Below are 14,055 nucleotides of genomic sequence, written 5' to 3' on the forward strand. Positions count from 1 at the left end.
ATCTCGCATTCGAGGGCCTTTTGGAGATCAGGCTCTACTTTGGTGAGGTACTCAATCTTCGTTATAATATAGATGTGGGAGTCGACCTCCTGATAGAGCGTTCGGGTCTCGTGCTCACTCGGGTCACCGACATCCACGACATAGAATAACTCCTCCGTGGGGGAAATGGTTTGACTCGCTGCCTGACACTGCGCTTCGAACTGCCCGATAAATCCCTCACGAAGCCATCAATCCCCTGTCAGTAGGCCTCGTACGCCTGACGTTGGCTCTCAACGGCCCGATTGAGAATTTCTGTGGGTGATTTCGCCTAGTATTCCTTTGGCCGAGCGGGGGATGATTTTGATGAATCCCTTATCCGAAAGCGACTCGAGGACGCCGTACACCCGTGCTTTGGGGATCCCGGTCGCTTCAGAGATGGTTGGCGCCGTTGCTCGACCAAACTCTAAGAAATGGGCGAGAGCTGTCGCCTCATACTCTTTCAGATCGAGTTGTTCTAAGAGCGCAACCGCATCATCGTGGCGAGCTATTATCTGGGTATGAGGGCTGTCTCGCTTTAACGATCCGCAGGGACGATGGCGCCGGGGGGGGGGGGGGGGGGGTACTAGACCACCCATCATTCGAAAACAGTGACTTATCAATCATTTCCAGAGAGTTTATATGAGATGCTCGTGATCAAGTTACTAGGAGTTTGAGTAACATGGACGATGAACCCGAACACTACGACGAACATCTTGATGACCTGGAGGACGGCGCCGGCTGTACAGAGATCTGGGAGCACATCGCCAGTAACCGAGGACAGGGAGATACTGACGAAGCAGACGAGGAACTGGAAGAGCGCGGACGGACGCCAGTCTCCCAGAAAGGCCAGTAACGAACGGCGTATTTCTGCTGGGGTAATCTGTTGAGAGAGTTCTCTTGTGGCTTCTCACTGTGTCGCTTTGAGGTAGCCTCACAGGCCACAAGGTTGAAATGTCACTACTCCAATTACACGGGTGACTGACCCCTAATGCGTGCTTTGAATAGATTGAAATCGGCTATGTGCGAAAGATGCCAGAGCGAACTCGAAGAGAAGACACACAAGGGCTATTCTGCGTGGGGCTGTCCCGACTGTGATGCACTGCTAGTCGTCTTGTGGGATGAGGAGGGCCGAATTCGTCGCAACGATACGATCACCGTGAAGTAATACTAATCTCTGGATACCCGGCGTTTGCCCCGCTTTCCTATTCTAGACGTTGTATCCGCCTTAAGAGCGGAGTCTGCCCCACAACGATCTCTACTAGCGGTCTTGAAGAGACCCTCGACCCGATGTCTACCGTTAATGTTCCAGTCTGACGAGCAACCCTCATGGAGTGGTGCCTCCATCATAATCAGCCCAAGGATGGGCAATTGAATCTGGCCCCGTCTATTCTCTAACCTCTATTAGAAATATATATGGATTGATAATAAAATAACAGTGGGCCATGGTAGTGTGGATAATAAACACAACTGTTCGTCACTCTAGTGAGTGTCGATATACAACAAAGTAGATTAGAGTTCCTCTTGTGAACGTAAAGGGCTTTCTGTGAGTACAAATTAACACCAACGGCTTGTCGATCAATTCTATAATACGTATACCTACCTGAACACATTCTACTCGCATGATCAACTAAAATTCACAATAATATACCGCAAAGATGTGAATTTGTCATTTATAATCAGAAACTCTAAACTATATGGATCATAGAGTATTTCTTAATATGTGCCTTACTAACCAGACACTTTCATAATAGAAATTTATTATATAATCTTTGACTCTAATTAGGACGCAAATATTGTTCTGGACCGCCCAAAGTAATACTGTGTCCAGTAAGTGCCCTGACCGAGCAAGAGGGTGTCGGTGGCCTACTCCAGACCTTTTCTGTCGAGAGAAACCAGACAGATTAGACTCTATTCCTAACTCTCGCTGTCAGACACTGACAACGTTAGAGGATGACGAGAAGGAGGGCTAGCGTGAGGAGACTGACGGTCACGAACACGACAGACGTAACGAGCATGGGGGTAAGACTCGCCGCTCGCATCCTGGTGAGTCGCAGATCGAAACCGAGGCCAACAAACGCGATGAGAAACGCCCACTGCGACGCCCGATCGAACCACGAGAGCAGTGGCGCGGAGAACACGCCGGCACTCGCAAGGGCCGCGAGCAAAAAAAAGCCAATGACAAACTTCGGTAATGATTGCCAAACCTGTAAGCCATAATTTTCCTTCTCCAGGTCCCTCCCTGAAAAGCGAAGTGAAAACCAGATAACAATTACGCCGAGCAAACTGTTGCGAACAAGTTTCGTGAGAACTGCCCACGTACCAGCATCGCCTGAATGGGCGAATCCTGCCGCGGCGACAGGACCTGTTGAGAACATAGTCAGACCCGCCCAGATGCCAAACGTGACCGGTTCAAGGTTCAGTATAGTCCCCACGAGCGGGTAGAGAACGAGGGTAACGGCGTCAAAAACGAGAATCGTCGTGACGGCGTAGGCAATCTCTTCTTGTCGAGCTCGGATTCCCTCGGCGACGGCAACAACGGCTGAGATGCCACAGATTCCGATACCTGCACCGAGAAGCGACCGCATCCGTGGGTTGACACCGCGATTTCGGCCGACGAGTTCGGTAACGACGAGGACAACGATGAGGACACCGAGAACGAGGAGCACGACCAGTGGTCCGGTTGCAAAGAGGTCGCCAATAATCAATTGAGCGCCAAGCAGCACGATGCCGATCTTAAGCCAATGATTATATGATTGGATACCAGGGTCAAACCGGGGTGGGGTCCCGACCACGTTTCCCACGAGTGCTCCGAGCACAATTGCCCCCACTAACTGATTGGCCGGAACAACGAGACTTACGACTCGTGCTACGAGGGCTAGGCCGACGAGTAAGAGTATGCCCGGGAGGTATCGAGTCCAGATGCTGATCACGGTCTCTCCACACCAGCGCGAACTACAGTGATGAGGGCAAGAATCGTTCCCATCCAGTCACGAGAGTGATTTGCCCAGATCTGCTCAACAGTCATGCCACTAGATGCCTCTGAACGAGTGCTATTCACGTCAGCGATATAATTGTTGGGGCGTTCATGTTCCTCTTCTGTCGAAAACTATATTGCCTTGTGAAAGTGTTACCATGCTATGTTGCTCTGGCTCGGTGTTCCTCTGTCACTGGAGGTCGTCATTATCCTTTTTGTGGGGATGGCTATTGCACTAGCGTTCGGTGCAATACCCGGTCTCGGACCGCCGATTACGATTGCATTGATGATCCCCTTTTTGGATTTCTTCTCGACACCCGTGGCATTGTTGTTACTGGGAAGTACCTACGTTACCGGAATTTATGGCGGTTCGATCTCAGCGACCCTCTTAAACATCCCCGGGACGGGTGCGTCAGCGTGTACGACCCTTGATGGTTATCCGATGTCGAAACAAGGAAAGGCGATCACTGCCCTTTCCGTCTCCATCACGGCATCGATTATTGGCGGTGTACTCGCAATTACGATTGTCATCTTGGCAACGCCGGTCCTGAGTGAATTTGTCTTGCTATTTGGATCGCCGGAGTACTTCATGATGGCTGTCCTCGGGATTGCGGTGATTGCAGTTGCAACTCAGGGAAATGTCTTGAAAGGCTTAATCGCTGGCTTTTTTGGTCTCTTGATGATGTCTATCGGTGTTGCTGAAACAACCGGTGAAGTCAGATACACCTTCGGGTCACTATATCTCTACGATGGAGTCCAATTTATCCCTGCATTGGTCGGAATCTTTGCGCTCACTGAGATGATGCGGCTTGCTGGCACGGGGAAACAGATCTCTGAGTCGGCAGAGTTACTCGGGAGTCGACTCGAGGGCATCAAGGATGTGTTCCGATACAAGATGACTGTGGTTCGCTCCTCACTAATCGGACTGTTCGTCGGAGCGGTCCCGGGAGCTGGGGGAACAGTGGCAAATTTTGTCGCGTACGGAGTTACGGCGTCGTTGCGCCGGAAACCACCAATCGCTTTCGGTGACGGCAACCCCGAAGGGATTGTTGCCTCTGAATCCTCGAACAACGCAATGGTCTCGGGCAGTCTCATTCCGACGCTCACGTTCGGCATCCCCGGTAATTCGACGACAGCAGTTATGATCGGCGCGCTGTTATATATGGGGCTCCAGCCGGGACCAACGCTGTTTTCCCAGCATCTGGACAGCCTCTATGTCCTATTTGCGGGGATCTTACTCGGGTGTGTATTTCTGATTTCGATGTACTGGCTCGCCCCCTACTTCGGTCGCGTGACAATACTAGATCACGAACTCCTCATCCCCGCTATTCTCGTCGTCTCACTCCTTGGGGCCTACAGCATCCGGTTTAACTTCGGCGACCTCGTCCAGCTTACGTTCTTCGGGCTGCTCGGATATGTGATGATACGAAATAACTTCTCGATTATTGCCTTATTGCTGGGAATTATTCTCGGGCCGACGGCTGAGGTGAACCTGTATCGGTCGCTCCAGATCGGAGGTGGGTCACCAATGGTTTTTCTCGAACGGCCTCTTTCACTCGCATTAGTCCTCATTACCGTTCTAGTACTTGTTGTATCGTTCCTTGACGTTCGTCAGGGGTTAGAAGCGATCAGCCGTCGACTTGGGGCCGCGCTGAACGGGATTCGATAGCTCAGTCATCCCGGCCACCACTTCGTGTCCACCCATTCTCCGAGCACAATGTATAAACATGTTATTCACGAATAGGGAGCAATGACAGATATTCGCACCTGGTTTGACTCCGAGACGATCTTTTTGATCCTCGTTGCCGCGTTTGCCATTTGGATTTACCTTGGGGGCGATGACTACTCATCGGCGGGGGCGATGTATCCACAGCTCACGGCGGGGATAGTGTTGGGGCTTCTTGCCCTTCTCGTAGTGTTGCGACTGTTGCCAGCAGATATCCAGGACTCGGTTACCAGCTCAACTGAGGCGATCGACTACGGAGAGATCAGTGAGACTCAATCGTTCTCGACCCGGAACGTAGGTATTGTGGCTCTTCTCTTCGCCGTTTATGTGATCGGAGTCTACGCGATCGGCTTCTTATTGGCGACAGTGCCATACGTCTATGGCTCCTTGGTCGCATTTGGCTACGGAACGCAGAAACGGCGCGTAGCGATCACGGCGCTCATCACGTTGATGGTCGTTGCTGGGTACATCCTTCTTGGCATCCCGTGGACGTTTGGAGAAGTATTCGAGTTTTTGGGATAACTCGTGCTACCGGTCGCCACGACCGTAGTTGCTCTCGACATTGTGGATATGGACGTGCCCACCCGTGTCGATGTTGTCTACGGAGGATCCTATCTGGAGGCCATACTTCACGATATCATCGCCGATCGAAAGCGGCTGTAACGCGATTTTATGCCCGAAGGGGATCTCCTCAATGATTTCTACCGTACGATCGCCTAACGTGATCACGTCGCCTTTTGTGAGCGTGGACGTCGCCGTTGCCACGTTATCTGCTTGGTTCATAACTACAGCGTCCGACATACGATATGAAATTGAGATACACCTACTTATTCTTTTCCGGGAGGGCGCGTCGATACTCGATATAGTCTCGAAGCCGCCGCTCGAAGGAGGCTGGGTTATAGCCCAGATCGCGTCGGGCTGCAGAAATATCGAACGGTGGTCGGATGCTCTGGCGAAGTTCATACCAATATCCCGCTCCGAACTCGAATTCCACCTCAGGGAACTCACTCCGGCAGATGTCAGCGATTTCCGAAACCGTCACGTGCCGTCCACCGGAGATATTGTAGACCGATTGTTTCAAGCGTGACGTAGGCGCCTCGTATGCACGGACGATCCCATCGGCGGCATCCCGGTGATGGGTGTAATCGTTCGGATGGTCCCCACCATACTCGTGCACGACAGCGCGCCCCTCAAGCCCTGCGTTGACGAGACGGTCCATCGGATACGCCCAATCACCAGTTGCTGCCCCTGGTGGCCCCCAGAGACGAGAGACGCGCACACTCACTGTCTCCAGCCGTTCAGTTGCCCGAAAGTACTCACAATACAGCTCGCCGATGTACTTTGTGATCGAGTATGGACGCTCGATTGACGGAGCGGTTGGCTCTGACTCATGGTATGGTTGACCGTCCGGGCCACGGTTTGGATAGACTGAGCCGGAGCTTACGTATACAAATCGGTCAATACCGTGTGTTGCTGCAAGTTCGAGCAGCGCGAGCGTTCCAGTAGCGTTTATTTCAACGTTTGCTTGCAACTCTCGAGACACATACGGCAATAGTGCTGCTGAGTGGATGACACCGGTAATTTCTCGGCGCTCAAAGAGGGCTGCTAGCTCGTCTCGTTCCCGGAGATCGGCTGTCTCGCGCGTAATTCGATCTCTAACCTCGGCTGGCTGGGCCGCGAGATAGTCTGGCTCATCCGGATTGACCCCGTGTGCGAGAACCTCATACCCCGCTTCGGCGAGCCGAAGCGTGATGTTCGATCCGAGATTACCGTATCCGCCGGTAACGAGGATGCTCATATCCTGAGACCGTCTGGATACGACTAAAATCTTCCGGCACTGGGGTGCTAGTCTTCGCTTGACTGCCATCCGCCTTGACTGTTGGCCTCCGCTCGCGGGCCTCAGTGTCGACAATGTCGATCGGCACAGTCAATTGGCTCTTCGTTGTCCATGAGTTCAGACGACATGAGAAAAACGGATATCGACGAGGCATGCTGCCCGCCCAATCGTTTCACATCCGATGATTATAACACCGATCTCCTGACTCGGGTGACCACAAACTATAAGATTCTCTTGGCCAACTTCCTATTATGGCTACATTCGAAGCGTATGAGCGCCCAGATGGTAGTATCGGTATTCGCAACCATGTTGCCGTCCTCTCCGTTGTCACCTATTCGAATACCCTCGCTCGAAACGTTGCGGCGGAGGTCGAGGGAGTCATCCCCGTTTACAACCAGCACGGTCGAGCATTGAAAGGGGAGGATAAGCGCATCCAACGAGAGACGTTCGCTAGCGTCGGATGTAATCCAAACGTCGGTGGGGCCATCGTCGTCGGGTACACGAAACAACAGATCGATCCTGTTCTTGAGGCGATCGCTGAGACGGGAAAGCCGGTCGCCGGCGTTACAATTCTTGGACAGGGGACACCGAGTGCGACCTGTGAAGCCGTCCGCAAGGCCACTACCATCAAACAAGAGGTCTCGAGTGTTCCAACCACTGAGGCAGATCTGGGCGACCTCGTCGTTGGTGCAGAGTGTGGGGGCTCCGATACGACGTCCGGCATCGCCTCCAATCCCGCGACCGGTCGAGCCGTCGATGCGGTCATAGACGCGGGTGGTCGCGGGATGTTTTCAGAAAGCGTCGAAATTCTGGGGGCTGAACGCGATTTACTCGAGCGTGCGGTCGATCAAGGGGTTGCCGATGAGATCGAAGCGATCGTGGATTACGTTCAGGACCGGACCCAGGAAATCGGGATCAACATCAATGAATCCAACCCTGTCAAGGACAATATTGAGGGTGGGTTAACGACGATCGAGGAGAAGTCGATTGGTGCGATCAAGAAAGGCGGGTCGAAACCGATTCAGTCAGTGCTCGCTTACGGAGAAACCCCTCGTGAACCGGGACTTCATTTCATGGATACCCCTGCGCCGGCCCAGGAGTCAATGACGGGTATGATTGCTGGTGGGGCGACAGTTATCATCTTCTCGACTGGGAATGGAAACCCCTCCGGTACGCCCATTACCCCCGTGATCAAAGTGAGTGGGAATCCGGAGACCGTCGACGCGATGGCCGACCATATCGACCTTGATGTGAGCGAAGTCATCACCGATGGAATGGAACTTGATGAAGCAGGTGAACGCGTGACGGAGACGATTGAAGCAGTTGCTAGCGGCCGTCCGGTTGCAGCCGAAATGCTTGGTCATCGTGAGTTTGGCATAAAACGCGTCGGCCAACACATCGTCTGACTGGTTATTCGCCCGTCTCCTGCTGGAACTCGTCGTAGATCTCTTGGATATCGAACGATTGATCGAGTTTCTCTTGGGCCGACTCTGGTCCCTCGGGAATAATCGGGTTCCCCGATTCCGACGACCAGTCTTGAATCTCATCGCTCTCAAGGACGTTTTGGAATCCCTCAGCGATGACCTCTTGATGGTCCTCATCGAGCTCGGGTGTCCCGAATAGGCTCCGCGTGAATAGAGCCGTATCTGCGACCGAACCCAAGTCGTAGTCCCCGGAGATATCGACGTCCGGCACGGAGGGATGTGGCTCATCACCAACGACGATGACTCCGTTGACTTCGCCTTCATCAACGTATTGTGTCGCAGGAACAACACCCACAACGCCGGCGTCAACCTCCCCCCGAAGCACGGCCGAGATGAGCGATCCACCGCCGTCATATCCCACGTATTGATCGTAATCGAGATCCCACTGCTGTTGCATCTGCCAGGCGGTCATGTGGAACGTATTCCCCGCCCCGACGCCGCCGAGGGTGTCGAGATCTCCCGACTGGAACGCCTCGAGGAGAGGCTCAATGGAATCGTAGTCGGAGTCGGCTGGCGTTACGATGATGACCGAGTCCCATGCGAAGCCTCCAATCCCCGTTAACTCACGTAGATCATAGCCAGGCTCATCCTGTTCGATTTGGACGAGCGTATGGAGTGGGATGTTAATATTCGTAAATCGATACTGTGAATCGGACTGATGCATTTCTCGATGCGCAATTGCCCCTTCGGCACCGGATTCATACTCCTGGCTAACGTCAACCCCAAACTCATCGCTCATCGCGTCGACAAACGGTGAGAAGTAGACGTCAGTCCCACCACCTGGCGGATATGGATTTACCAGTACAATTTCTTCTGATGGATATTCACCGTTGTCGCTCGATGTGCAACCCGCTATAGCAACCGTCCCGAACACACCGGCCGATTTGAGATACGTCCGGCGGTTCACTTTGGCATTATCTAGCATCCCACAGTAAAATGGTTTATCATCATATATATACGTTATGCTCGAATTTTCGAGATGTAGCGAGAGGTGTTAGAGTTGTGGTTTCCACTATGTGAAAACTTATGTGGTGTCGTGATAAGGGTGGTACCAATGACGGCTGAAACCACACCAATGCAGACACTCGTCAATGGGTTTGATATCCTAAACGAGATCCAAAACAGTAATGGGACACGGCTAACCGACCTCGCTACAAACCTCGACCTTCCACCGAGTACGGTGCACCGTTATCTAAAAACACTGGAGGAACTGGAGTATGTCGTCCGGGAGGGTGACAAATATCAGCTCAGTCTTCGCTTCCTCGATCATGGAATTCATGCTCGGAATCGACAACAGGCCTTTCCGCTATTTGAGGAGAAGACGAAAGAAATTGCACGACAAACCGGTGAACGTGTGCAGTTTTTAGTCCTTGAGTACGGGCAAGCGGTACATATCTGCCATGAAGTTGGAGAGCAAGCAGTACAGACGGACTCGCGGATTGGAAAACGCGTACATCTGCACTCAACTGCTGCCGGAAAGTGCATCCTTGCTATGCTCCCGGTCAACGAACGTGACCGGATTCTCTCGGAAATTTGCCTTCCAAAACAGACCGAAAACACAATCACCGAAAAAGACGCTCTTCGTGAGGAGTTGGACCTTGTCGCGGACCGTCGCTATGGAATCAACGATGAAGAACGGATCGTTGGCTTACGAAGCGTTGGAGTTCCAATAGTCGGAAAAGAAGACGTGTTGATTGGGGCAATGAGTATTTCCGGTCCGACTAATCGTATGCTTGACGATCGTCTTCGTGGTGAACTTTCACAGGTTCTATTGGCCGTGGCAGACGAAATAAAACTCCGGTTGACCTATTCTTCATAAGGTTTCTATGATCGAGATTACAGGCGTAGTTCTGTAATGCCCTGTCTGTATTACCTCTGAACTCTTGTTTGGATTTCCACAATGTGGAATTGGCCTTCTATCAGTCAGAATCACTTAAATAAATTTAATTATTAGATTCCTGAGAGAAACCAAATCAAATGCTTCCTTGTACCGTTATCGGGCAGATTGTGCCGATACCAATAAGTCATTGTCACACTAAGCGATGTCATGGCAATCATAGCGGCTGTTGATAAGTCTGAGCGAGCAGCGAATGTTCTTCACGAGGCAAACGCCCTGGCGAAGGCATTCGACGACGTTATTCATGTTGTGCATGTGTTGACCCGCTCTGAGTTCGTCAATTTAGAAAAAACAAACGTAGATGATACCGGTATCGCGCTCAGTATGGATGAAGTCCGAGAAGTGGCGGCAGAGATCGCCGATGAGGTAGCCACCTCAGTGCTTGATTCCTCGTATGAGGCAGTCGGGTTAATGGGAGACCCAGCAGTCCGTGTTGTCGAGTACGCTAGTGAACAGGAAGCCCGATATCTTGTGGTTGCAGGGCGAAAACGTTCCCCAGCTGGAAAAGCCGTTTTTGGAAGTGTTGCTCAGTCTATCCTTCTCAATGCAGACTGTCCAGTTGTGACAACCATCCAATAATAATTTGATAACAATAAATTATTTAATCAAATTCTATATTTCATAGGAAAAGAAAAATAGCATGTTATTATTTATAATAATATATACATACATATATAAATGACATGTGATCCATGTGGGAGTTGCTGGCCAGTGTTCGTTACGGTCTCCCCCGATCGTATCAAGTGGAACCACGACAGTGTTATCGACTGCTTGTTCGTCCCTCTTTTAAAATCCGAAGTATCTGTGTTATTTCGCCTGCCTCGTATACACTGACGCCAGTTCGAATCGATTGCTGTGAATATTGCACCAATGTCTAGAAACTATGGAAGATGTATCTTAGCTGGTCTCAAACTCTCTACTCGCTTTCTGCCCACCGATCTAAATGATTACTATCTGTTGTATGTGTGGATATGTCCGGAGCCAGATTTCTATATGTATCATATTCGTACAAGAGATTGCGTTTGAATTATAAGTCAATAAATATATAATCTGTGAATAATCACTCGCTAAACTTGGTTCGAAGCATGCAGACGTAGGGCAGCAATGGCGCTGTCTACGACCGCGCCGTTGACCACGTAGCCGGCTGCTTTCCCGACATCAAGTACGCCGGTTCGGCTAAGAAAGCACGTGACGGAGGTAACGGCGCTCTCGTAGTTACCTACTAGGACGAGTTTACTACTTTCGACTCAGCATTTGACGACATGGCCACCCCGGTCGTCGTCGACGGCCGCTGTATTATCGAGCCTCGAGACGGGATCATCTACGAAGGGCTGACCTGGTAGCTGCTGACCAGCGGTTCGGAAGGCCAATTTGTCAGACCATCAGGCCAGTCGTGAATATGTTCTTAGTACGGCATCTGTAGTAGCCTCGGGTATGCGGCGCAGACATCTCATGGAAGTGGGGGCCAGTCTGATGGCTGCCTCCGTTACGGCACGAGGTGGGAGTCACCGCTCACCCGCGTCTCAGGCTAAGGCCGCGATCGACCAGCCCGTCTCGGACACGTACGACCAACCCGGACTCACAACCGGCCTCGCCGCCTCGGGCGACATCGTCGTGTACGGCTTCGACGACGGGAATGTGCTGGTCTACGACGCCGAGCGCGACGGCGAGGTGCTCTCGCTCGGCGTCGATCGCGCCGTCAGCCATCTCCTCGTGCGTGAACCCCAGACGGCGATCGTCGCCTGGATGGACGCCGACCGGTTCAGCCCGCTGGATCTCGACGCCGGTGCCGGGCCACTCATCAAACATCGCGGCCTGTGGGACATCGACGCGACGGCCGATGGTGATCTCATAGCGTCCGTTTCATACCCGGCTGACGCTGCCGGCAGCGTCGGAGTCACGGACGGCCAAGGCTCGGTGCTGTGGTCGGCGCCCCTCAAGGATGCAGCCGGGTCTGCCGTCGCACTCGCCGACGAAGGCGAGTACGTCGCGGTCGGGGCGGCCCACCACTGGGACGACGGAACCGAACCCACCGGCCAACCGGGCATCCGACTGTACGACGACACCGGTACCGAGCTGTGGCACCACGACCACGATGAAGACGTCCTCTCGGTCGGAATTTCCACGGCACACGAGGTGGTGACGGCCGGGACGGACGATGGGCGGACGATCGTTCTCGACCTCGAAGGGAACCTCCTCTGGGAGAGCGAGGAGTATAGCGGGTGGATCGCGCTGTCGGGCGATGGGGAGACGATTCTTTCGTCGGAACCCGACGGGACGCTTGTTGCACTCGAGTCGACCACGGGTGAGGAACGCTGGAGCACCGACGTCGATATGTGGGCTGGGGAGGATCTCAGCGTTTCTGACGATGGTCACCGAAGCTTAGTCGTCGACCGCGGCGAGGGCGAGTTCGTCCTCGTCGAAGAGGGGGAGACGATTTGGACGGAATCACACGACGTCGGTCCCGGCCGTGGCGCACTCGCCGGCGATGGCAGCGCGTGGAGTACGATCGTGACCGATCTCGAAGCCGAGACGAGTCTCGTCCAAATGTATCGCGATCCCGAAGCGGTCAGGGAGACCGAACCCACTAGGGGTGACGACGCCGCGTCCGAGGGCGACGGCGCGACCGACGAGGACTCTTCGGATGGGGAGGACGATCCGTCCGACGAAGACGAGTCGACTGACGAAGCTGACGACCCCACGGGTCGTGCGTCTAGCTCGCTCGCGCTCGTCGAGTACGACATCCTTGGCAATGATCCCGACGAGGAATACATCACGCTACGAAACACTGGCGATGAGTCGCTCGAGATGACCGGCTGGACCCTCCGCGATCGGGAAGACGGCGGCCGTGTAGGTGTGAATCTACGGCGGTTTGACTTCCCAAGTGGGTTCACGCTCGAACCGGGTGCCGATGTGACCATTGTCAGTGGCCAAGGCGAGGATACAGACGAGACACTGTATTGGGGCGAAAAACGCCAGCAGGTTTGGAACGAAGACGGTGATCTCGTCATCGTACAGAACGCGGCTGGAGAGGTCGTCCTCGAGGCACCGATCACGGCTAACGACAACGATGAAAATACCGGATCCGCCAGTGGCGATCTCACGGTCGTGATCGATCAGACGAACGCGCCGGTCGAAGGTGGCGAGCACCTACAGGTGGTGGCCACGCTGACGAACGAGGCGACGGCCGAGCGGACGGATACGATCGAACTGGTGGTCGGGGGTGAAGTCGTCGACTCACAGTCGGTGACGGTGGCTGGGGAGGCAACACACCCCGTCGAACTCGGCTATACCACCTATCCCGTCGACCAGGACGTCTCGTTCGAGGTTACCGTACGAACGAGCGACGACAGCGCCTCGACGACGGTTTCGGTGACCGCTGCCAGTGGTGCGACTGACGATGATGACGGTGGCGAATCCGAGGCTGGGACTGGGGAACCCGACCAAGACGACTCTGACGAGCCAGCCACAGAGCCCGACGACGAAAACGAATCGGGAGCGGAAGATCCGGCCGACCCAGAAGATGAATCCGGAGAATCCGGTGAGTCGGACGCCCCTCCCGAGGAGCCTGCTCCAGAACCAGAAGCGGGTACAGAGACACCTGCGGACGAATCGCCAGGCGCTACTGGGAATGATACGGGTGGTGGCACCGATGAGTAAAATCTCAACTCCCAAGAGCAAGGTTGCGCCGAACGGCCGTAGTCGTCTGAGGACACAGCAACCTTCTCTTCAGTACCCTCCTGGAACCGTTCGGCTTCATCCCGATCCTCGGGGTAGCCGACGTCGATTCACCAGCCGTCGATGCCGATCGCGTCAATCGTGCGTCCAATCTGGAGCAGCAGGTCAAACGCCTCGCTGATCTCGTACTCGCCACTCTTCGAAGTCACCAACGCGTGTGCCAGTCCCTGCAGTTTGTGCTGGTAGCAACACTAGAGTGGAACGCCCTCGAACCCCGATGACATTGGTTGAATCATATGACTATATTTATCAACTATTTGGATCGACCCTCTGCTAATGGAACGCCGATATTTCCTTGGGACTGCAACCGGTGTGCTGGCTGGTGGCGTGGCTGGGGCCAGTCAGTCAGCGATGGCGGTGGCGCGATCGCCGAGCGTTGCG

At 53.7% G+C, this 14,055-nt stretch carries 12 protein-coding genes and 1 pseudogene; 7 read left to right on the forward strand and 6 right to left on the reverse strand.

Annotation, left to right across the window (positions count from 1 at the left end; translation table 11 throughout):
* Positions 1–269: 269 nt before the first annotated feature.
* Entirely contained in the window at positions 270–617 is a 348-nt protein-coding gene (locus NGM29_RS05950; RefSeq protein ID WP_311136844.1) for a helix-turn-helix domain-containing protein, read from the reverse strand.
* 80 nt (positions 618–697) lie between these two features.
* Between NGM29_RS05950 and NGM29_RS05955 the strand changes: the two genes are divergently transcribed.
* The gene (locus tag NGM29_RS05955; RefSeq protein ID WP_254160677.1) at positions 698–871 is read left to right on the forward strand and encodes a hypothetical protein; all 174 of its coding nucleotides are present in this window, start codon (positions 698–700) and stop codon (positions 869–871) included.
* Positions 872–1,961: 1,090 nt separating this feature from the next.
* Here the strand turns inward: NGM29_RS05955 and NGM29_RS05960 are convergent.
* On the reverse strand, positions 1,962–2,948 hold the full coding sequence (locus NGM29_RS05960) for a YeiH family protein (protein ID WP_254159519.1): 987 nt from the start codon (positions 2,946–2,948) through the stop codon (positions 1,962–1,964).
* Between the two features lie 207 nt (positions 2,949–3,155).
* On the opposite strand from NGM29_RS05960, the gene NGM29_RS05965 reads away from it, so the two are divergent.
* Both NGM29_RS05965 and NGM29_RS05970 read left to right on the forward strand, forming a co-directional pair.
* Positions 3,156–4,661, forward strand: a complete 1,506-nt coding sequence (locus NGM29_RS05965; protein WP_254159520.1) for a tripartite tricarboxylate transporter permease — start codon at positions 3,156–3,158, stop codon at positions 4,659–4,661.
* 81 nt (positions 4,662–4,742) lie between these two features.
* Positions 4,743–5,240 (forward strand): tripartite tricarboxylate transporter TctB family protein, encoded by a 498-nt coding sequence (locus tag NGM29_RS05970; protein ID WP_254159521.1) that lies wholly within the window; start codon positions 4,743–4,745, stop codon positions 5,238–5,240.
* Between the two features lie 6 nt (positions 5,241–5,246).
* Here the strand turns inward: NGM29_RS05970 and NGM29_RS05975 are convergent, their stop codons facing one another.
* Together NGM29_RS05975 and NGM29_RS05980 are read right to left on the reverse strand one after the other, a co-directional pair.
* Positions 5,247–5,501 (reverse strand): UxaA family hydrolase, encoded by a 255-nt coding sequence (locus tag NGM29_RS05975; RefSeq protein WP_254159522.1) that lies wholly within the window; start codon positions 5,499–5,501, stop codon positions 5,247–5,249.
* Positions 5,502–5,541: 40 nt separating this feature from the next.
* Positions 5,542–6,516: an NAD-dependent epimerase/dehydratase family protein gene (locus NGM29_RS05980; RefSeq protein ID WP_254159523.1), complete on the reverse strand. Its 975-nt coding sequence runs from the start codon at positions 6,514–6,516 to the stop codon at positions 5,542–5,544.
* Between the two features lie 290 nt (positions 6,517–6,806).
* Here NGM29_RS05980 and NGM29_RS05985 point away from each other — a divergent pair, with 290 nt between their 5' ends.
* Complete coding sequence (locus tag NGM29_RS05985) at positions 6,807–7,961, forward strand: UxaA family hydrolase (protein ID WP_254159524.1); 1,155 nt, start codon at positions 6,807–6,809, stop codon at positions 7,959–7,961.
* A 4-nt stretch (positions 7,962–7,965) separates the two neighbouring features.
* Here the strand turns inward: NGM29_RS05985 and NGM29_RS05990 are convergent, their stop codons facing one another.
* A complete protein-coding gene (locus NGM29_RS05990) occupies positions 7,966–8,946 on the reverse strand; it encodes a Bug family tripartite tricarboxylate transporter substrate binding protein (protein ID WP_254159526.1) in 981 nt (326 codons plus the stop codon).
* A gap of 147 nt (positions 8,947–9,093) precedes the next feature.
* On the opposite strand from NGM29_RS05990, the gene NGM29_RS05995 reads away from it, so the two are divergent.
* The 3 genes from NGM29_RS05995 to NGM29_RS06005 all read left to right on the forward strand — a co-directional run bounded on the left by NGM29_RS05995 (position 9,094) and on the right by NGM29_RS06005 (position 13,596).
* A complete protein-coding gene (locus tag NGM29_RS05995) occupies positions 9,094–9,858 on the forward strand; it encodes an IclR family transcriptional regulator (RefSeq protein WP_254159528.1) in 765 nt (254 codons plus the stop codon).
* A gap of 228 nt (positions 9,859–10,086) precedes the next feature.
* On the forward strand, positions 10,087–10,515 hold the full coding sequence (locus tag NGM29_RS06000) for a universal stress protein (RefSeq protein ID WP_254159529.1): 429 nt from the start codon (positions 10,087–10,089) through the stop codon (positions 10,513–10,515).
* Between the two features lie 894 nt (positions 10,516–11,409).
* A complete protein-coding gene (locus NGM29_RS06005) occupies positions 11,410–13,596 on the forward strand; it encodes a lamin tail domain-containing protein (RefSeq protein ID WP_254159530.1) in 2,187 nt (728 codons plus the stop codon).
* A 62-nt stretch (positions 13,597–13,658) separates the two neighbouring features.
* Here the strand turns inward: NGM29_RS06005 and NGM29_RS06010 are convergent.
* Positions 13,659–13,832: pseudogene (locus NGM29_RS06010) on the reverse strand (UTP--glucose-1-phosphate uridylyltransferase); the annotation flags it as partial.
* Between the last annotated feature and the right edge of the window lie 223 nt (positions 13,833–14,055).

The organism is Natronosalvus rutilus (assembly GCF_024204665.1).
In the GTDB taxonomy this organism is placed as follows: Archaea; Halobacteriota; Halobacteria; order Halobacteriales; family Natrialbaceae; genus Natronosalvus; species Natronosalvus rutilus.